17 protein-coding genes are annotated in these 18,700 nt (G+C 65.1%); 1 reads left to right on the top strand and 16 read right to left on the bottom strand.

What is annotated here, in order from left to right:
- Nucleotides 1–15: 15 nt before the first annotated feature.
- From HELO_RS06810 to leuC, 15 genes are all read right to left on the bottom strand, one after another.
- Nucleotides 16–570, bottom strand: coding sequence for a cytochrome b (locus tag HELO_RS06810; RefSeq protein WP_013332002.1), 555 nt, complete (start codon nucleotides 568–570; stop codon nucleotides 16–18).
- Between the two features lie 301 nt (nucleotides 571–871).
- Entirely contained in the window at nucleotides 872–2,068 is a 1,197-nt protein-coding gene (locus HELO_RS06805) for an O-succinylhomoserine sulfhydrylase (protein ID WP_013332001.1), read from the bottom strand.
- A 10-nt stretch (nucleotides 2,069–2,078) separates the two neighbouring features.
- A complete protein-coding gene (gene purF / locus HELO_RS06800; protein ID WP_013332000.1) occupies nucleotides 2,079–3,596 on the bottom strand; it encodes an amidophosphoribosyltransferase in 1,518 nt (505 codons plus the stop codon).
- A gap of 59 nt (nucleotides 3,597–3,655) precedes the next feature.
- A complete protein-coding gene (locus HELO_RS06795) occupies nucleotides 3,656–4,249 on the bottom strand; it encodes a CvpA family protein (RefSeq protein WP_013331999.1) in 594 nt (197 codons plus the stop codon).
- A gap of 5 nt (nucleotides 4,250–4,254) precedes the next feature.
- Nucleotides 4,255–4,956 (bottom strand): SPOR domain-containing protein, encoded by a 702-nt coding sequence (locus HELO_RS06790; protein ID WP_013331998.1) that lies wholly within the window; start codon nucleotides 4,954–4,956, stop codon nucleotides 4,255–4,257.
- Nucleotides 4,953–6,260: a bifunctional tetrahydrofolate synthase/dihydrofolate synthase gene (folC, locus tag HELO_RS06785; protein WP_041601976.1), complete on the bottom strand. Its 1,308-nt coding sequence runs from the start codon at nucleotides 6,258–6,260 to the stop codon at nucleotides 4,953–4,955. The genes HELO_RS06790 and folC overlap by 4 nt, the downstream gene beginning before the upstream one ends.
- Nucleotides 6,261–6,270: 10 nt before the next feature.
- Complete coding sequence (accD, locus tag HELO_RS06780; protein WP_013331996.1) at nucleotides 6,271–7,311, bottom strand: acetyl-CoA carboxylase, carboxyltransferase subunit beta; 1,041 nt, start codon at nucleotides 7,309–7,311, stop codon at nucleotides 6,271–6,273.
- A gap of 161 nt (nucleotides 7,312–7,472) precedes the next feature.
- On the bottom strand, nucleotides 7,473–8,276 hold the full coding sequence (gene trpA / locus HELO_RS06775; RefSeq protein ID WP_013331995.1) for a tryptophan synthase subunit alpha: 804 nt from the start codon (nucleotides 8,274–8,276) through the stop codon (nucleotides 7,473–7,475).
- Between the two features lie 9 nt (nucleotides 8,277–8,285).
- On the bottom strand, nucleotides 8,286–9,500 hold the full coding sequence (trpB, locus tag HELO_RS06770; protein ID WP_013331994.1) for a tryptophan synthase subunit beta: 1,215 nt from the start codon (nucleotides 9,498–9,500) through the stop codon (nucleotides 8,286–8,288).
- A 51-nt stretch (nucleotides 9,501–9,551) separates the two neighbouring features.
- On the bottom strand, nucleotides 9,552–10,193 hold the full coding sequence (locus HELO_RS06765) for a phosphoribosylanthranilate isomerase (protein ID WP_013331993.1): 642 nt from the start codon (nucleotides 10,191–10,193) through the stop codon (nucleotides 9,552–9,554).
- Entirely contained in the window at nucleotides 10,186–11,118 is a 933-nt protein-coding gene (truA, locus tag HELO_RS06760) for a tRNA pseudouridine(38-40) synthase TruA (RefSeq protein ID WP_041601974.1), read from the bottom strand. Before truA ends, HELO_RS06765 begins: the two co-directional genes overlap by 8 nt.
- Nucleotides 11,119–11,320: 202 nt before the next feature.
- Nucleotides 11,321–12,433: an aspartate-semialdehyde dehydrogenase gene (asd, locus tag HELO_RS06755; protein ID WP_013331991.1), complete on the bottom strand. Its 1,113-nt coding sequence runs from the start codon at nucleotides 12,431–12,433 to the stop codon at nucleotides 11,321–11,323.
- A 104-nt stretch (nucleotides 12,434–12,537) separates the two neighbouring features.
- On the bottom strand, nucleotides 12,538–13,617 hold the full coding sequence (gene leuB, locus HELO_RS06750) for a 3-isopropylmalate dehydrogenase (protein ID WP_041601973.1): 1,080 nt from the start codon (nucleotides 13,615–13,617) through the stop codon (nucleotides 12,538–12,540).
- Between the two features lie 199 nt (nucleotides 13,618–13,816).
- The gene (leuD, locus tag HELO_RS06745; protein WP_013331989.1) at nucleotides 13,817–14,461 is read right to left on the bottom strand and encodes a 3-isopropylmalate dehydratase small subunit; all 645 of its coding nucleotides are present in this window, start codon (nucleotides 14,459–14,461) and stop codon (nucleotides 13,817–13,819) included.
- A 2-nt stretch (nucleotides 14,462–14,463) separates the two neighbouring features.
- The gene (leuC, locus tag HELO_RS06740) at nucleotides 14,464–15,903 is read right to left on the bottom strand and encodes a 3-isopropylmalate dehydratase large subunit (protein ID WP_041601972.1); all 1,440 of its coding nucleotides are present in this window, start codon (nucleotides 15,901–15,903) and stop codon (nucleotides 14,464–14,466) included.
- 320 nt (nucleotides 15,904–16,223) lie between these two features.
- Between leuC and HELO_RS06735 the strand changes: the two genes are divergently transcribed.
- Entirely contained in the window at nucleotides 16,224–17,120 is an 897-nt protein-coding gene (locus HELO_RS06735; protein WP_013331987.1) for a LysR family transcriptional regulator, read from the top strand.
- Between the two features lie 123 nt (nucleotides 17,121–17,243).
- On the opposite strand, the gene HELO_RS06730 is transcribed toward HELO_RS06735, so the two are convergent.
- Entirely contained in the window at nucleotides 17,244–18,539 is a 1,296-nt protein-coding gene (locus HELO_RS06730; protein ID WP_013331986.1) for a hypothetical protein, read from the bottom strand.
- Nucleotides 18,540–18,700 lie beyond the last annotated feature (161 nt).

Below are 18,700 nucleotides of genomic sequence, written 5' to 3'. Positions count from 1 at the left end.
CTCCATTTTCAATCTTCAGTGACGGCGAGTGTAGCGCGGCAACAGCATGCGCACGAGAACATCGTGACGATCGATCAGATGGTGCTTGAAAGCGGCCAGGGCATGGCCCGCCGCCAGCACGATCAACGCCCAGGCGGCATACCAGTGGATCGTTCCCGCCAGGGTCGCCTGATCGGGCAACCCGCTGACCAGCGCCGGCACCTTGAACCAGCCGAAGACATCGACGCCCGAGCCCTCGGCAGTGGAAATCAGGTAGCCGCTCACCAGTACCAGCAGCATGAGGCAATACAACAGGATGTGGCCGGCATGCGCGGCCAGGCGCTCCAGCCGATGCCCCCGGGCGACCGGCGTGGGTTGCACGAAACGCCATACCAGCCGGCCCAGAGTCGCGAACAGCAACAGCATGCCCACGCTGCGATGCCACCAGGGGGCCAGGTTGTACCAGCTGTCGTAATAGTCCAGTCCCGTCATCCACCAGCCCAGCACGAAAAGGCCGACGATGGCCAGCGCGCTGAGCCAGTGCAGCAGGATGCTGACAAGCCCCCATCCGAAACGCGAGTTACCCCACATGCGCAACCTTCCCGAACGTCATGACATGGCCGCCACTATACGGTGCGCCATCCACCCGGTCCGCTGAAAATTGCCGAACGCTTCATTCGGAAAAACCGTTCGACACTCCAGAGGGTGCTTACAAAAGTCACGAGCGATGGCCAGGGCTAGGCCCGTTCCCGACGGGCCAACGCATTTCCCACATCCATGTGAGTCATAAGGCGAAATTCGGCAAAAATGCGGAGTTTAGCCGAACTAAATGAGCACTTTGAGCCGAATTTCAACGCCGTATGGGCGAGCGCAGTAATTTGTAAACGCCCTCTCAGGCCAAGGCATCCAGCCCTCGGGCCAGATCCGCCCGAATATCGTTCAGATCCTCGAGGCCGACCGACACACGAATCAGGCCTTCACTGATGCCGGCCGAGGCCTTCTGCTCTTCCGAGAGGCGTCCATGCGTGGTGGTACCGGGGTGCGTGATGGTGCTCTTGGCATCACCCAGATTGCCGGTGATCGACAACAGTCGAGTGGCGTCGATCACCGACCAGGCGCCCTCGCGCCCACCCTTGACCTCGAAGCCCAGCACGGCGCCGAACGCCGACTGCTGGCGGCTGGCCAGTTCGTGCTGCGCGTGGTGCTTCAGGCCGCTGTAATGGACCCGCTCGACCGCCGGATGCGCATCCAGCCACTCGGCCAGCGCCTGGGCGCTGGCACAGTGTGCCCGCATGCGCAGATCGAGCGTCTCGAGTCCCTTGGTGAAGATCCAGGCATTGAAGGGACTCAGACACGGGCCACAGGTGCGCACCACGCCGAAGACCTCCTCGAGCGCCTTGTCGGGACCGACCACGGCACCACCGACGGCCCTGCCCTGCCCGTCCAGATACTTGGTGGCGGAGTGGATCACCAGGTCCGCACCCAGCGCCAGCGGCTTCTGCAGCGCCGGTGTCAAAAAGCAGTTGTCGATGGCCAGCCAGGCACCGTGACGCTTGGCGATCCCGGACAAGGCCGCAATATCGACCACCTCGGACAAGGGATTGGAAGGCGTCTCGGCGAACAACAGCTTGGTGGCCGGCGTCAGCGCCGCTTCCCACTCCTCGAGATTCGAGAGCTCGACATAGCGGGTGGTGATGCCCAGCTTGCCCAGATACTTGTCGAACAGGCTGACCGTGGAACCGAACAGCGAACGGGACGCCACGATCTCGTCGCCGGCGGAAAGCAGCGCCAGGGCCGTGGCCAGAATCGCCGACATGCCCGAGGCCGTGGCCACGCAGCGCTCGCCCCCTTCCAGCGCGGCCAGGCGCCGCTCGAAGGTATGCACCGTGGGATTGGTGAAGCGGGAATAGATATTGCCCGGTTCCTCGCCGCCGAACTTGCGTGCCGCCTCGGCGGCACTGCCGTAGACGAAGCTGGACGTTGGAAAGATCGGCTCGCTGTGTTCCTGCTCGGCGGTGCGGCGGTGGCCGGCGCGGATCGCCAGAGTGGACAGTCCCCAGTCGTCGCCGAACTGGTCGTCATTGTGCATGGCGCTTCCCTCAGTCGATGTCGTCTTCCTGATTATGCATGCCGACCAGCGCATGATCACCCGCACTCGCCAGCTTGGCCTCGTCGTTGCGCATCGCCTCGAGTTCGGCCAGGTAAGCCTCGTCGATATCGCCGGTGATGTAGCGACCGTCGAAGACCGAGCAGTCGAACTCATCCAGAGCAGGGTTCACTTCACGACACGCCGCCTTCAGGTCCTCCAGATTCTGATAGACCATGCGGTCCGCGCCGATCAGTTCGCCGACCTCGGCCTCGCTGCGACCGTGGGCGATCAGTTCGCTGGCCGCCGGCATGTCGATGCCATAGACATTGGGGTAACGGACCGGCGGTGCCGCCGAGGCGAAATAGACCTTGCGGGCACCGGCTTCCCGGGCCATCTGAATGATCTGGCGGCATGTCGTGCCCCGCACGATGGAGTCATCCACCAGCAGCACGTTCTTGCCCTTGAATTCGATATCGATGGCGTTGAGCTTCTGGCGTACCGACTTCTTGCGCTGGGTCTGGCCGGGCATGATAAAGGTCCGGCCGATGTAGCGATTCTTCATGAAGCCTTCGCGGAAGGTCACGCCAAGGTGCTGGGCCAGCTCCAGCGCCGAGGTCCGCGAGGTATCGGGAATGGGGATCACCACATCAATGTCGTGATCCGGCCATTCACTCTGGATGCGATCCCCCAGCTTGCGTCCCATCTGCATGCGCGTGCCATAGACATAGGCGCCGTCGAGCAGGGTATCGGGACGCGCCAGATAGACATGCTCGAAGATGCACGGCGCAAGTCGCGGCTGATCCGCGCAACTCTGGGTATGGATGTTGCCCTCCATATCGACGAACAAGGCCTCGCCGGGGGCCAGGTCGCGATGCAGCTCGAATCCGCCGACATCCAGTGCCACCGACTCGGAAGCGATCATCACTTCCTGGCCTTCGCCCTCGTCGCGGGTCCCGAAGACCACCGGACGAATACCGTTGGGATCGCGGAAGGCCACCATGCCGACGCCATTGATGATCGCCACGGCAGCGTAGCCGCCCCGACAGCGGCGATGCACCCGCCGTACGGCATCGAAGATATCGCCCGGAGCCAGATGCAGCCCCTGCTTGCCCAGTTCATGGGCGAAGACATTGAGCAGCACCTCGGAGTCGGAACTGGTATTGATGTGACGCAGGTCGGAGGAGAACAGCTCCTTCTTGAGCTGGTCGGAATTGGTCAGATTGCCGTTGTGGGCCAGGGTGATGCCAAAGGGCGAATTGACATAGAAGGGCTGGGATTCCGCCTCGCTGGAGGAACCGGCGGTGGGATAACGAACATGGCCGATGCCCAGATTGCCCTTGAGGCGTGCCATGTGGCGAGTATGGAAGACATCCCGGACCAGACCGTTGCTCTTGCGCAGCAGGAAGCGTCCGTCGTTCCAGGTCATCATGCCGGCGGCATCCTGGCCGCGGTGCTGCAGTACCGTCAGGGCATCATAGATCCCCTGGTTCACCGCCTGCTTGGCCATCAGGCCCACGATCCCGCACATTACTGCTTACCTCGCTTGCCGTAAGGGAGGGATGACGCAACGCCATCCCAGTATTCACACTATTCTGGATTCGTGTCCGGATTCGCGCTGTCGCGCAGCGTTTCCGGTGCCGTTTCGGCACTCGGCTCATCCGGCGCGGACAACGACTCCAATGACGATGTCGACGCCGGCAGCCGGTCTTCCCAGGCCAGCAGCTGGCCCACCGACCAGTCCCGCAGCCGTTCCAGCTCGGGGCGCAACTCGGCCTGTTGCCAGGCCTGCAACTGCGCCAGTGGCGTCAGCCCGATCAGGATGGTCACCAGCACCAGTATCGCCGCTCCCTTGACCAGCCCGAAGGCCGCGCCGGCGAACCGATTGAAAAGGCCCATGCCGACCCATTCCACCGCTGCATGCATCAGGCGAATGATCAGCCCGCAGGCAAGGATGACGACGAACACCACCAGCACGAACGCCAGCACCAGACGCCCATCGGGGCTCTCGATCAGACCGCTGAACAGATCGGCCACCGGTTCGGAGAACCAGCGCGCCGCCAGCAGCGCGACGATCCAGGAGGCCAGCCCCAGGGCCTCGCGAATCAGCCCCCTGAACAGGCCCGTCAGGGTGGTCATGGCCAGCACGGCGATGCACAGCCAGTCGACCCAGGTCAGCGCCATCTCGTTCACTTGGTCCTCACCAGCAGGCCTTGCAGGTTGAGCCCCGCCTTGAGCTTGCCCATGACACCTTCCGCCACTTCCGAACTGGCATAAGGACCGACATAGACCGTGGTCAGGTCATTCTCGCGCGAGCGTCGATAGGCGGGATAGCCCTGCTCCTCCAGGCGCGCCTGCAAGCGTTCGGCATTGCCGGACTGCCCGAAACTGCCGACCTGGATCGCCCAGTCGCCGCCCTGCGTGGCCGCGGCCTGACGCTCGTCGGCGGCCCGGGCCAGCTCGGCAATCGGATCTTCCTTCTGCTCCGTCGCCGAGTCCTGCTCCGTCGCCGAGTCCTGGTCATCGGCCGTGGCCTGAGAACTCGATGCGGCATCATCCTCGCTCGGCGCCCGGCTCTCTTCGTCCGCCGTTGCCTGTTGATTCTCGGCGTCGCCGCCAGTCGTCACGCCTGCCACCGATTCGCGGCTCACTTCGGTCTCGGTTTCGGCATCCGCAGACGCCTGTTCGGCGGAACGCTCATCGAGACTTTCCGGCGGTGTCGGCTCCTCGAGGTCACGCCGTTCGACCTCGATCGGCTGCTCGATGGTCAGCGTCGGCTCGGGGCGCTCCTCGCGTGGCGCCGGGTCGTCGAACAGCAAGGGCACGAAGATCACCGCCAGGGCAATGAGAATCAAGGCTCCGCTGATCCGCTCGCGCATACCGTATTTCATGTCGTTCCCTCGATGGGCCAGTCATCCGAATCAGTCTGTGCCCGTGACGCCCAGGACGCCAGCACTTCACCGACGGTGAAGAAAGAGCCACAGACCAGCACACGATCTTCGGGGGCAAGGTGCGCCTCGAGCCAGGCTGCACCATGCGCCGGCGAGGCTTCTCGATGCACGACCTCCTGACCGAGCGCTTCGAGGCGTCCCGCCAGCTCATCGGCACTGCGCGCCCGCTCGCCCTCCAGCGTCACCGGCAGCCAGGCATCGATGGACGGCGCCAGCGCCTCGATCACCCCATCGGCATCCTTGTCGCCCAGCATGCCGAGCAACGCAAAGGTGCGCCCCTCGACGGGGCGTTCGGCGAGCCGACCGGCAACATAGGCTGCCGCCTGAGGGTTGTGCCCGACATCCAGGCACCAGTTGGCGTGCCACTGCATGCGACCGGGCAGAACGACGCTCGCCAGGGCTCGCCGACAGGCCGCTTCATCGAGCTCGACACCGGCCAGTTGCAACGCCGTCAGGGCCGTCGCCGCATTGTCCAGCGGCAGGCCTGGATCGGGCAGTCCGGCGAATACCTGGCCGGCTGCGTCCCACCAACGCCACGACGCCCCATCGCGCTCGACCCCATAGGCCTCGCCCAGGGCATGCACCGGCGCCGACAGCGACTCGGCAGTGGCTCGCACGCTGGTCGGCAAGTCACGCGAGCCCAGTACGGCGGGCCGGCCGGCACGCATGATGCCGGCCTTCTCGCGACCGATATCCTCGAGATCATCGCCCAGAAAGGCCGCGTGGTCCCGAGCGATGGTCGTCACCACTGCCACGTCGGCGTCGAGGATGTTGACCGCATCGAGACGGCCGCCGAGGCCGACCTCGAGAATCGCCACTTCGGGAGCAAAGGCGCGAATGGCATGCAGCGCCCCCAGGGTGCCGACCTCGAAGTAGGTCAGGCTGATCGGCTCACCATCGAGCCGCGCGGCCTCCACCGCCTCGAAACCGGCGATCAGGGTGGCGTCATCGGCCTGGCGCCCGTCCAGGCACAGCCGCTCGTTGTAGCGCACTAGATGGGGAGAGGTATAGGTGGCCGTGGACAGGCCGTGCTGCCGGGCCAGGGCATCCAGCATGGCCACGCTGGAGCCCTTGCCATTGGTGCCGGCCACGGTGATCAAGCGCCCCGCCACCGGACCATCGAGCAGCCCCATGCGACGGGCGACCTCGGCCACCCGCTCGAGGCCGAGGTCGATGCCCACCGGATGAGCCGCCTCCAGTCGCCTCAACCAGGCATCGAGCGGGGTGGGGGAAGCATCGTGCATGTTTCCGAACTCAGCGATTGTCGCCGGAACGTGGCGACTCGTCGGTTTCCTCGCTGTCCGCCTCGACGCCCTTCTCGGTGGGCGCCTCGGACTCCGACGTCTCCACTGCCTCGGGGGCTTCGGGCTGCGGTTCGGCCTGCTCTGCTGCATCGACGAGATCCGGCTCGTCGTTTTCGACCACTGCAGGGCCGCTGGCCGGCTGGTGGGTCAGCTTGCGCAACACGCCACCCAGCCGCTCGCGGATCTGCTGACGATGGACAATCATGTCCACCGCACCGTGCTCGAGCAGAAACTCGCTGCGCTGGAAGCCCTCGGGCAACTGTTCGCGAACCGTCTGCTCGATGACCCGGGGGCCGGCGAACCCGATCAGGGCATTGGGCTCGGCGATATTGAGATCGCCCAGCATGGCCAGCGACGCCGAGACACCGCCGAACACCGGGTCGGTCAGCACCGAAATATAGGGCACGCCGGCCTGCTTGAGCTTCTCCAGGGCAGCGGAGGTCTTGGCCATCTGCATCAGCGAGAACAGCGCCTCCTGCATGCGCGCCCCGCCCGAGGCGGAGAAACAGACCAGCGGAACGCCCTCATCCAGCGCCTGGGTCGCGGCACGCACGAACTTCTCGCCTACCACGGCGCCCATCGAGCCGCCCATGAAGGTGAACTCGAAGGCCACCGCCACCACCGGCAGCCCCTCCAGGGTGCCCCGCATGGCGACCAGGCCATCCTTCTCGCCGGTGGCCTTCTGGGCCGCACTGAGGCGGTCCTTGTACTTCTTGGAGTCGCGGAACTTGAGACGATCGACAGGTTCGAGGTCAGCGGCGATCTCTTCGCGCCCTTCCTTGTCGAGGAACCAGTCCAGTCGCTTGCGTGCCGTCAGGCGCAGGTGATGATCGCACTTGGGGCAGACGTTGTGGTGCTTCTCGAGTTCCGGCAGGTAGAGCACCGACTCGCACTTCGGGCACTTTCGCCACAGGCCGTCGGGGACGCTCGTACGCCGCTCCTTGCGCTGAATGCGCCCCACCGAGGGCACGATCTTGTCTAGCCAGCTCATGTCAGAATCGCTTCCCTTTGTGCTGTCGCCCCCATCTGGCGGGGGCCAAATCAAATCAGTCGGCTCAAGCCCATTGGCACCTGTTCGAACTCTTGCAAATCAGGGCCGGACAAGGCGGGATCGAGCAAAAAAACGCCACCCCGAATGCCGGACGAGAGCCGTCAGGCATCCAGAGCCTGGCGCATTTCGCCCAGCACCGCCTCGAGGGCGGCAGGAATCGCCTCGGGCCGATCAGCGTTCTCGGCGATACGGCTGACCAGAGCACTGCCGACGATCACTCCATCGGCCACGCGCCCGACCGCTGCCGCCGAGGCCCCGTCGCGAATGCCGAAGCCCACGCACAGGGGCAGGTCGGTCATCTCGCGAAGCGGCGCCAGATGGGCCGCGATGTCGTCGGCATCGGCGGCAGCACCACCGGTCACGCCCTTGAGCGAAACATAGTAGAGATATCCCTCGCCGTGGGCGCATATTGTAGCGGCCCGGGCGCGGGAAGTGGTAGGGGCCACCAGGAAGATCGAGGCCAGCCCTCGCGACTCGAGCACGGGACCCAGCAGGTCTGCCTCTTCCGGCGGCATGTCGACGAGCAGCACGCCGTCGACCCCGGATTCGCTGGCCCGATCGGCGAATGTCTCGAAACCGAGCCGCTCCACGGGATTGAGATAGCCCATCAGCACCACTGGCGTTTCGGGGTCGTCACGGCGAAATTCGCTGACCATCTCGAACAGGTGCTCCAGGCGCACGTCATGGCGCAGGGCGCGCTCGCAGGCCTTCTGGATCACCGGGCCATCGGCCATCGGGTCGGAAAACGGTACCCCCAGCTCGATGACATCGGCCCCGGCGCGCACCAGGGCGTGCATGAAGCCCACCGTGTACGCCGGTGCCGGATCGCCGGCGGTAATATAGGGAATCAGCGCACGGCGGCCCTGTGCCTTGAGATCGGCGAAACGTTGATCGATACGGTTCATCAGGCTTCCTCAGAATTCGATGCCGTCGAGCTTGGCGACAGTCATGATGTCCTTGTCGCCACGTCCGGAGAGGTTGACCACGATGTTCTGGTCGGGCCGCATGGTCGGCGCCAGCCGCTTGGCATGGGCCAGGGCATGGGCCGACTCCAGAGCCGGCATGATGCCCTCCACATGGGTCAGTTCGCGGAAGGCCTCGAGCACCGCCGTATCATCGGCCGCGACATACTCGACCCGCCCCACGTCCTTCCAGAAGGCATGCTCCGGTCCGACGCCGGGATAATCGAGCCCCGCCGAGACCGAATGGGTGTCGGATACCTGCCCGCCCTCATCGGACATCAGGTAAGTGCGGTTGCCGTGCAGCACGCCACGCGGCGCACCGGAGGCCAGAGGCGCCGCGTGGCGACCGGTCGCCAGGCCGTCGCCCCCGGCTTCCACGCCGATCATGGCGACGTCGTCATCCTCGGCGAAGGGATAGAACAGGCCCATGGCGTTGGAGCCTCCGCCCACGCAGGCGATCAGCGCATCGGGCAGGCGACCGAATTCTTCCAGGGACTGCCGCCGCGCCTCGCGGCCGACCACGGCGTTGAAGTCGCGCACCAGCATCGGGTAGGGATGCGGCCCCGCCACGGTGCCGATGATGTAGAAGGTGTCGTCGACATTGGTGACCCAGTCGCGCAGCGCTTCGTTCATGGCATCCTTGAGGGTCCGGGTGCCGGACTCCACCGGAACGACCTTGGCCCCCAGCAGATGCATGCGATAGACGTTGAGCTTCTGGCGCTCGACATCCTCGGCACCCATGTAGATATCGCACGACAATCCCAGCCGGGCGGCCACGGTGGCCGTGGCCACGCCATGCTGCCCTGCCCCGGTCTCGGCGATGACCCTTGGCTTGCCGCCCTTCTTGGCGAGCAGTGCCTGACCGATGGTGTTGTTCACCTTGTGGGCGCCGGTATGGTTGAGGTCTTCACGCTTGAGCCAGATCTGCGCACCACCGAGCTGTTTCGACCATCGCTCGGCATGATAGAGCGGTGACGGACGCCCCACGTAGTGGGACAGGTCATGGTCGAATTCCGCCTGGAAATCCGGGTCATCGCGAAGACGCAGGTATGTCTTCTCCAGATCCTCCAGGGCGAAGCTCAGGGTCTCCGAAACGAACCGGCCACCATAGGGGCCGAAGTGGCCGCGCTCGTCCGGCAGTCGGGTCAGGTCACTGAACTTGCTCACGAAAGACACCTCACAGGATCGGTGTGGAATTGTAGAAAGCGCGAAAAGCGATCAGGCGTCGGCGAGTCGCACCGCGTCCAGAAAGGCCGTCATGGCAGCGACGTCCTTGCGTCCGGGCGCGGCCTCGATGCCGCCGGAAACATCCACCGCGAAGGGCGCCACCGTCGCGATGGCCTCGGCCACGTTGGCCGGCGTGAGGCCTCCGGCGAGGATAACAGGTTTTGCCAGGGTTGCGGGGATTCGCGACCAGTCGAACGTCTCGCCGGTACCGCCGGGCATGCCGGGGCGATAGGCGTCCAGCAACAGGGCCCGAGCCCCCTCGTAGTCCCGGGCGGCGACCTCCAGATCCAGATCGTCGCGCATGCGCAGCGCCTTGATCCAGGGCCGGCCGGAGGCCGCGCAGCGGCTCGGCGACTCATCGCCATGGAACTGCAGCAGGTCGAGATGCTCGGCCGCCCTTGCCACCCACTGCGGTTCGGGATCGACGAACAGCCCCACGCGCGTCACGAAGGCCGGTACCCGGGCCGCCAGTTCGGCCAGGCGATCCAGCTCGATGGCCCGCTTGCTGCCGGGCCAGAGCACGAACCCCAGGGCATCGGCGCCCAGGGCCACGGCGGCGTCTACATCCTCGGGCCGGGTCAGCCCACAGAACTTGACGCGGGTTCGCCCGGTGGGCGTGGCATGATCAAGCATGGTCATTCTCCTCGACACGGCCGTCCGCCACGGGCTGCCCTCGCCGGAACTCGGCCCAGGGGCAGTCCGGCAAGGGCCGCTCGCCGGTCCACTCGCCCAGGAACGCCAGCAGGTTCGGCCCCAGCGGTTCGCTGGGCAGTCCCCAGGCGGGATCGTAGAGCGAGTCGACGAAGTGCAGGCCGCAGGCCGGTGCCGTCACATCCCCCTGGGTGCGATCCCTGAGCGCCAGCAACCGGGCCAGGTAGTCGGCGCCCTGCTCGCCCCGGCCCACTGTCACCAGGGCGCCGGCGATGTTGCGGATCATGTGATGGAGAAAGGCATTGCCCTGCACGTCCACCACCACCAGCGGCCCATGCCGATGCACCTCGATGAAATGCAGGTGTCGCCAGGGTGTCTTCGATTGGCAGCCGGCGGCGCGAAAGCTCGAGAAGTCGTGCTCGCCGACCAGCACCTGCGCCGCCTCGTGCATCGCCTCGGCGTCCAGCGGATCGCGACACCAGGTAACGTTGGCCCGCTCCAGCACGGGGCGGCTGGGCTGGTTGAGCAGCACATAGCGATAGCGCCGTGCCAACGCCTTGAAGCGAGCATGAAAGTCCTCGCCGACCGGCATGACCCAGCGCACGGCGATATCGCGCGGCAGGTTGGCATTGGCACCGAAGACCCAGGCCTTCTCGGAGCGTGGCGCGGGCGGGTCGAAGTGCACGATCTGGCGCGTCGCGTGGACCCCGGAATCGGTGCGCCCACTGGCGTGCACCCGGACCGGTGCACCGGCCACCCGCGACAACGCCTGCTCCAGCGACGCCTGCACCGAGGCTGCATGCTTGAGCCGCTGCCAGCCACAATACTGGCTACCGTCATATTCCACGGCCATGGCCAGGCGGCCGTTCAATGGATGGTGTTCGTCGAGGCGTTGAAAGAGACTCATGGCGCTGTCGGGTCGGTGGCTGGCGAAGCGTGCCGGCAAGGGCCGGCAGTGGCATGAATAATGCCGAAGCATTATCCCCGTCGAACGGCTGGAACGCCACCCGCTCCGGGGAAGGGATCGCACAAAGCACAGGGGCGCCCCTTTCGAGGCGCCCCTGTGCTTGCATGACGATGTACGTCCTCGGACGTCACCGCCTGGTGGCTCACTGCTCGCGCAGGATCTTGAGCATCCGCTTGAGCGGCTCGGCGGCGCCCCACAGCAGCTGGTCGCCGACACTGAAGGCGGACAGGTACTCGCCGCCCATGGCCAGCTTGCGCAGGCGACCCACCGGCACGGTCAGGGTGCCGGTAGCGGCGGCCGGAGTCAGGCCGTCGTTGGTGGCATCCTTGTCGTTGGGGATCAGCTTGACCCAGTCGTTATGGGTCGCGATGCGCTCCTCGATCTCGTCGAGCGGCACATCCTGCTTGAGCTTGATGGTGAAGGCCTGGCTATGGGAGCGCATGGCGCCGATGCGCACGCAAAGCCCGTCGATGGGCACCGGATTTTCCTGCCGACCGAGGATCTTGTTGGTCTCCACTGAGCCCTTCCACTCTTCGCGGCTCTGGCCGTTGTCGAGCTTGGAATCGATCCAGGGCAGCAGGCTGCCGGCCAGCGGAGCACCGAAGTTGTCGACCGGGAAGTCGCCACCGCGCATGGCCGCGGTGACCTTGCGGTCGATGTCGAGGATGGCGCTGCCGGGATCGGCCAGCTCAGCGGACACGCTGTCACGCAGCGCCCCCATCTGGTTGAGCAGCTCGCGCATGTGCTTGGCGCCGGAACCGGAAGCCGCCTGATAGGTCATGGAGGTCATCCACTCGACCATGTCGGCCTCGAACAGGCCGCCCAGGCCCATCATCATCAGGCTAACGGTGCAGTTGCCGCCGACGAAGGTCTTGGCACCACGCGCCAGTTGGTCGTCGATCACCTTGCGGTTGACCGGATCCAGCACGATGGTGGCCTCGTCGGCCATGCGCAGGGTGCTGGCGGCGTCGATCCAGTAGCCCTTCCAGCCACCGCCGCGCAGGTCCTCGTAGACCTTCTTGGTGTAGTCGCCGCCCTGGCAGGTGACGATCACATCCAGGGCCTTCAGCGCCTCCAGGTCGAAGGCATCCTTCAGCGGAGGCACGTCCACGCCGACGTCGGGGCCGGGTTGACCGACCTGGGAGGTGGTGAAGAAGATCGGCTCGATGCCATTGAAGTCTCCATCTTCCACCATGCGTTGCATGAGCACGGAGCCCACCATGCCACGCCATCCGACGAAACCGACTTTCAACATGTGAAGTCCTCCAGAAAAAGTGAACTTGTTAGTATACAGCATGCCGCGTCGAGCATCGACGCGGCGCCCGAACGGCCACGGGGCCTCATGTCCGGTTGATGTCTCTACAGCGCCTCGAAGGCCGCCAGCACGGCATCGCCCATCTCGGTGGTCGACACCGCTCGCTCGCCTTCGGCGGCGATGTCGGCGGTCCTCAGCCCTTCGTCCAGCACCTTGCCGACGGCGGCCTCGATACGCTCGGCCAGGGCCGGCTCGCCCAGCGAGTAGCGCAGCATCATGGCCACCGAAAGAATGGTCGCCAGCGGATTGGCCAGCCCCTGGCCGGCGATGTCCGGCGCACTGCCGTGGCAGGGTTCATACATGCCCTGCCCGCTCTCGTTGAGCGACGCCGAAGGCAGCATGCCGATGGAGCCCGTCAGCATGGCCGCGGCGTCGGAGAGGATGTCGCCGAACATGTTGCCGGTGACCACCACGTCGAACTGTTTGGGTGCGCGAACCAGCTGCATGGCGGCATTGTCGACGTACATGTGCGACAGCTCGACGTCCGGGTATTCCGGTGCCAGGCGCTCCATGACCTCGCGCCACAGCATGGTCACTTCGAGCACGTTGGCCTTGTCCACCGAGCAGAGCTTCTTGCCGCGCTTCTGAGCCATTTCGAAGGCCATGCGACCGATGCGCTCGATCTCGGCCTCGGAATAGACATAGGTGTTGTAGCCCACTCGCTGGCCGTCGCGCTCCTCGATGCCACGCGGCTGGCCGAAGTAGATGCCACCGGTCAGCTCGCGCACGATCATGATGTCGAGGCCGGCGACCAGCTCTGGCTTGAGGCTCGAGGCCTCGGCCAGTTGCGGATAGAGCAGCGCCGGTCGCAGGTTGCCGAACAGGCCGAGCTCCTTGCGCAGTCCCAGCAGGCCCTTCTCGGGACGTTTGCTGATGTCTTCCAGCTTGTCCCACTTGGGGCCGCCGACGGCCCCGAGCAGCACGGCATCGGCGGCCCTCGCCCTGGCCAGGGTACTCTCCGGCAGCGGCGAGCCCTCGGCATCATAGGCGGCACCGCCGACCGGCGCCTCTTCCACTTCGACATCCAATCCCTGCGCCTGGCAGGCGGCCAGCACCCGGCTGGCCTGGGCGGTGATCTCCGGGCCGATGCCATCGCCCGGGAGAACCAGAATCTTGCGTGTCATCGTGTTTTCCTTGTTGAGTGGGCGGAGCTGATTCGGCGGCAGGCCGTCGAGGAGGCGCTGTAAACCCATCCGTGGGCGCTACCGACGCCATCCCTGGCGTCGGACCTCCTCTCCGGCCTGCTCCCGACGCTCCGCTGCCATATGCGTTGAGAAGCCGACCCTGATCGGCACCGGCCGTTAAGCGCCTCTACTTGCCAATTCAGGCTTCCCGGAATAACCAGGGGCGCTCCGCCCTGTGCCGCTTTTCGAACGCATGGATGGCATCTTCGTTCTGCAGGGTGATGCCGATGTCGTCGAGTCCTTCGAGCAGGCAATGCTTGCGGAACTCATCCACCTCGAACTCGAGCAATTCGCCCGACGGCGTGATCACACGCTGCGTCTCGAGGTCCACGTCGAGCCGATAGCCCTCGTTCGCCGCCACTTCCTCGAACAACCGGTCGACTTCGGCCTCGGCAAGCTTGATCAGCAGGATGCCGTTCTTGAAGGCGTTGTTGTAGAAGATATCGGCGAAGCTGGGAGCGATCACGACGCGAAAGCCATAGTCGGCCAGCGCCCAGGGCGCATGCTCGCGGGAGCTGCCACAGCCGAAATTCTGGCGCGCCAGCAGGATGCTCGCTCCCTGGTAACGCGGCTGGTTGAGCACGAAATCCGGATTGAGCGGGCGCGTCGAGACGTCCTGGCCGGGCTGGCCCTCGTCGAGGTAGCGCAGCTCGTCGAACAGGTTGACGCCGAAGCCGCTGCGCTTGATCGACTTCAGAAACTGCTTGGGAATGATCAGGTCGGTGTCGACATTGGCGCGATCCAGCGGCGCGACCAGGCCGTCGAGACGTTCGAATTTCTGCATGCTCAAGCCTCCTGCGCAGTGGCGTCGAAATGGCGGACATCGACGAAGTGACCGGCGATGGCGGCGGCGGCGGCCATTGCCGGGCTCACCAGGTGCGTTCGGCCGCCATAGCCCTGGCGACCCTCGAAGTTGCGGTTCGAGGTCGAGGCGCAATGCTCGCCGGCACCCAGCTTGTCGGCATTCATGGCCAGGCACATGGAGCAGCCGGGCTCGCGCCATTCAAAGCCGGCATCGATGAAGATCCGATCGAGCCCTTCTTCCTCGGCCTGGCGCTTCACCAGTCCGGAGCCGGGCACCACCATGGCCAGGGCGATCGAGTCGGCGACCTTGCGCCCCTTGGCGACCTTGGCGGCCGCGCGCAGATCTTCGATCCGCGAATTGGTGCACGAGCCGATGAAGACCTTGTCGAGGCGGATATCGGTGATCTTCTGCTTCGGCACCAGCCCCATGTATTCCAGGGCCCGCGTGATGCCGGTACGCGCTGTTTCGTCGTCGGCCTCGGCCGGGTCGGGCACCTCGCCGCCGATACCGGCGACCATCTCCGGGCTGGTGCCCCAGGACACCTGCGGCTCGATCTCGGCGGCGTCCAGGGTCACCACCTTGTCGAACACTGCGTCATCGTCGGAAACCAGGTTCCGCCAGTCGGCCACCGCGGCCTCCCACTGCTCGCCCCGGGGGGCGTAGTGGCGATCGCGGAGATAGTCGATGGTGGTGTCATCCACGGCGATGAGCCCGACCCGGGCTCCGGCCTCGATGGCCATGTTGCAGACCGTCATCCGGCCTTCCATGGAGAGCCCGCGAATGGCGCTGCCGGCGAACTCGATGGCATAGCCCGTGCCGCCGGCGGTGCCGATGCGACCGATGATGGCCAGCACCACATCCTTGGCGGTGACGCCTTCGCCGAGCTCGCCTTCCACCCGGACCTGCATGTTCTTCATCTTCTGCGCCAGCAGGCACTGGGTGGCCAGCACATGCTCCACCTCGGAGGTACCGATACCGTGGGAAAGCGCGGCGAAGGCCCCATGGGTCGCCGTGTGGGAATCCCCGCAGACGACGGTCATGCCGGGCAGGGTCGCGCCCTGCTCGGGGCCCACCACGTGGACGATGCCCTGGCGCGGATCGTTGATGCGAAACTCCTCGATGCCGAAGGCTTCGCAGTTGTCGTCCAGTGTCTGTACCTGGATCAGCGAGACCGGATCCTTGATCCCGGCATTGCCTTCGGCACGCTCCAGCAGTGTGGTCGGCACGTTGTGGTCCGGCGTCGCCAGGTTGGCATCCAGCCGCCACGGGCGACGCCCGGCCAGCCGCAGCCCCTCGAAGGCCTGGGGCGAGGTCACCTCGTGCAGCAGGTGACGGTCGATGTAGATCAGTGCGGTACCATCGCCGCGCTCCTTCACCAGGTGCTGCGACCACAGCTTGTCGTAAAGTGTCTGGCCTGCCATCTCGTTCTCCCGGGCCTGCGGCCCTGTGCGTGTCCGGTCGGTCTCACAAAGTACGGCGCCCGCATCGCAGCTTTTCCGGTGACAGGCCTTTGAGGAGGTGCTGTGCATACATTCCTTGTACGCTACCGATTCCTGCCCTGGAATCGGACTTCCTCTTAGGCCTGTCTCCGGTGCTGCTCAGCCATGCAGCGCACCTTTGGGGTCTAGTCCGGTCCTTTTGCCCCTTTTTCTGTAGTCTCCCGCGGCGCGCACATAAAAGCAATTCATGTTATTTATTTAATGGATTCCCTTTTGGAATACGAATATCCGGGAGAAACATCATGGATACCCAGAGCCTGCAGGCCTTCCTGGCCGTGGCCGACAGCGGCAGCTTCTCCAGGGCCGCCGAGCAGTTGCACCTGACGCAGCCGGCGGTCAGCAAGCGCATCGCCGTGCTCGAGGGACAGATCGATGCCCGGCTGTTCGATCGTATCGGCCGTCGCGTCGCCCTGACCGAGGCCGGCCGCCTGCTGCTGCCCCGGGCGCGACGCATCCTGGTGATGGTCGATGACAGCCGGCGGGCGCTCGGCAACCTCAGCGGTGATGTCGCCGGCCGCCTGACCCTGGCCACCAGCCATCATCTCGGGCTGCATCGGCTGCCGCCACTGCTCGAACGCTATACCCGCCGCCACCCCGAGGTGCGACTGGATCTGCATTTCCTGGATTCCGAGCAGGCCTACCAGGGCGTGCTCGACGGCGAACTGGAAATCGCCGCAGCGACCCTGGCACCGCACCCGGACCCGCAACTGGAGACGGTACCGGTCTGGGTCGACCGACTCTGTTTCGTCTGTGCCGAGGACCACCCACTGGCCCGGCGTCGCCATCTGGCCCTGCATGAACTGTGCGATCACGACGCCGTGCTGCCCGGGCCGCTGACCTTCACCCGTACCCTGATCGAGTCCCGCTTCGCCGCCGCCGGTCTGGACCTGCCGGTGGCGATCTCCACCAATTATCTGGAGACCCTCAAGATGATGGCCAGCATCGGCCTGGGCTGGAGCCTGCTGCCCGAAAGCATGGTGGCCGGCGAACTGCACGAACTCGACGTGGATCATCCGCCCATCCACCGCCCCCTGGGATATCTGGTCCACCGCAGCCGCACGCTTTCCAACGCCGCCCGGGCGATGCTCGACATGTTCGATGCCGCACGCACTCCCGAGGCGCTCGCCTGGCAGGAGTGATGTCGCCCTCCCCCATGTCGTGACCCACCACCGTGGCTTTGTACGCCATGCCGGGGCCGCAACGAGAACGCCCCGCTCGGCTCGAGCGGGGCGTGTCGTACGGTACTCAGGCAAGCATCCGGTTCAGAAGGTCAGACCGAAGTGGGTCTGGAAACTGGTATGCCAATCGCCATCGACCGGCGAGCCGAAGTAATTCAGCCCATTCTTGTTGGTGACGATATCGAACCAGGCGTAGTAAGGCCCGGCCGTCACCTTCATGCCCAGATCGTTGAGCATGGGATCGGCCTGATCGCCGAAGCCGCCATTGGTGGCCGCATAATCCTGGGACGGATCGATGACACTGAAGTCATTGTAGAAGTAGAGATTCTCCACCGGCCCCCAGTCGACGTCCATGCTGTACGCCAGGCTGGCGGAGTACATTTCGCCCTCGGCGGGGATCAGATAGTTGAAGCCGAAGGCCCCGATCTGCATCACATTGTCGGAGATGCCCGAGACGCTCTCGTCCGGGTTTTCGGCATTGTACTCGTAGGTAGTGGCCTGGAAGCGAGTCATCCAGTTGCCGTAATGGCCACTGAGGCCCAGGGCCGCCTGCCAGTTGTCGCCGCTCTCGCCCGTATGGGTGTTATAGAGCTGGCCGCCCTTGGCCGAGAAGTTGATCTCGGTGGTGGCATCCGTGCCCTGGCCGAAGGTGTAGGCAACGCGCCCGGCGAGCTGATTCTCCTTCGAATTGCCCTGCGCGCTGCTGCCGATGGGGTTGGCGCCGTAATGCTCGTTGCCATCGCCCAACTGGTCGCTCTTGAAGAAGGCCAGGGAAGTATCCCAGGCGCCCTGGCTGTGATCCCACTTGATACCGGCGTTCTGGTTGTCGTTGAAGCCGGCGATATACGGCAGGGTGCCGTACCAACCGAGATAGCCGTAATCCATGTTGCCGAACGGTGCCTGCACCAGACCCAGCTTGACGCTGTCGTTCTCGGTGACGTCGTACCCCAGCCAGCCATGCTGCAGGAAGTTGTAACCGTCGTAGAAGCGGTACTGGAAAGAGTAATTGAACTTGCCGGTACCGCCAGTGACGCCGAGGTTGAACTTGCCGAAGTCCAGATCCCCCGCGGTTTCCTTGTCTCGCTCGCTCCAGTCGTTGAAGACCGAGCCGAACTCGAGCTGGCCGTTGAACTGCGTGCTCCGGATCGTATCGAGGACGGCACTGTTCTCCTCGGCCAGTTCGCGCGTGGACACGTCATCGTCCTGACGCTTCGCCGGCCGCTCATCGACCTGCTCCTGCAGACGCTGTACCTCGGCACGCAGGGCGTCGATCTGACGCTGCATGGCCTCGGAGTCCTGAGTGCCTTGCGCCACTGCCGGCGTGGCGAAGACAAGAGTTCCCACGGCAAGGCCAGCGGCCTTGAATGATCGCTGAATCACAGTTTCTCCTCGTAATTGGGACGAAATGGCATCGGAATGCAGGGACTTTGCCCCTTTTGAAGCGATATTGTCGTTATTTTGCGACAGGACTGTAACAAACTGTGACTAGCAAACAACCGTTGATCCCGAGGCGCAGGTATGCGAATCGCGCGCCCCGAAAG

Origin of the sequence: Halomonas elongata DSM 2581 (genome assembly GCF_000196875.2) — a bacterium.
GTDB classification, from domain to species: Bacteria; Pseudomonadota; Gammaproteobacteria; order Pseudomonadales; family Halomonadaceae; genus Halomonas; species Halomonas elongata.
This window is presented reverse-complemented; position numbering and strand designations above follow the sequence as displayed.

Coding starts and splice junctions, on each gene's coding strand:
- HELO_RS06810 (WP_013332002.1), bottom strand. CDS start 570: ATGTGGGGTAACTCGCGTTTCGGATGGGGGCTTGTCAGCATCCTGCTG.
- HELO_RS06805 (WP_013332001.1), bottom strand. CDS start 2,068: ATGCACAATGACGACCAGTTCGGCGACGACTGGGGACTGTCCACTCTG.
- purF (WP_013332000.1), bottom strand. CDS start 3,596: ATGTGCGGGATCGTGGGCCTGATGGCCAAGCAGGCGGTGAACCAGGGG.
- HELO_RS06795 (WP_013331999.1), bottom strand. CDS start 4,249: ATGGCGCTGACCTGGGTCGACTGGCTGTGCATCGCCGTGCTGGCCATG.
- HELO_RS06790 (WP_013331998.1), bottom strand. CDS start 4,956: ATGAAATACGGTATGCGCGAGCGGATCAGCGGAGCCTTGATTCTCATT.
- folC (WP_041601976.1), bottom strand. CDS start 6,260: ATGCACGATGCTTCCCCCACCCCGCTCGATGCCTGGTTGAGGCGACTG.
- accD (WP_013331996.1), bottom strand. CDS start 7,311: ATGAGCTGGCTAGACAAGATCGTGCCCTCGGTGGGGCGCATTCAGCGC.
- trpA (WP_013331995.1), bottom strand. CDS start 8,276: ATGAACCGTATCGATCAACGTTTCGCCGATCTCAAGGCACAGGGCCGC.
- HELO_RS06765 (WP_013331993.1), bottom strand. CDS start 10,193: ATGCTTGATCATGCCACGCCCACCGGGCGAACCCGCGTCAAGTTCTGT.
- truA (WP_041601974.1), bottom strand. CDS start 11,118: ATGAGTCTCTTTCAACGCCTCGACGAACACCATCCATTGAACGGCCGC.
- asd (WP_013331991.1), bottom strand. CDS start 12,433: ATGTTGAAAGTCGGTTTCGTCGGATGGCGTGGCATGGTGGGCTCCGTG.
- leuB (WP_041601973.1), bottom strand. CDS start 13,617: ATGACACGCAAGATTCTGGTTCTCCCGGGCGATGGCATCGGCCCGGAG.
- leuD (WP_013331989.1), bottom strand. CDS start 14,461: ATGCAGAAATTCGAACGTCTCGACGGCCTGGTCGCGCCGCTGGATCGC.
- leuC (WP_041601972.1), bottom strand. CDS start 15,903: ATGGCAGGCCAGACACTTTACGACAAGCTGTGGTCGCAGCACCTGGTG.
- HELO_RS06735 (WP_013331987.1), top strand. CDS start 16,224: ATGGATACCCAGAGCCTGCAGGCCTTCCTGGCCGTGGCCGACAGCGGC.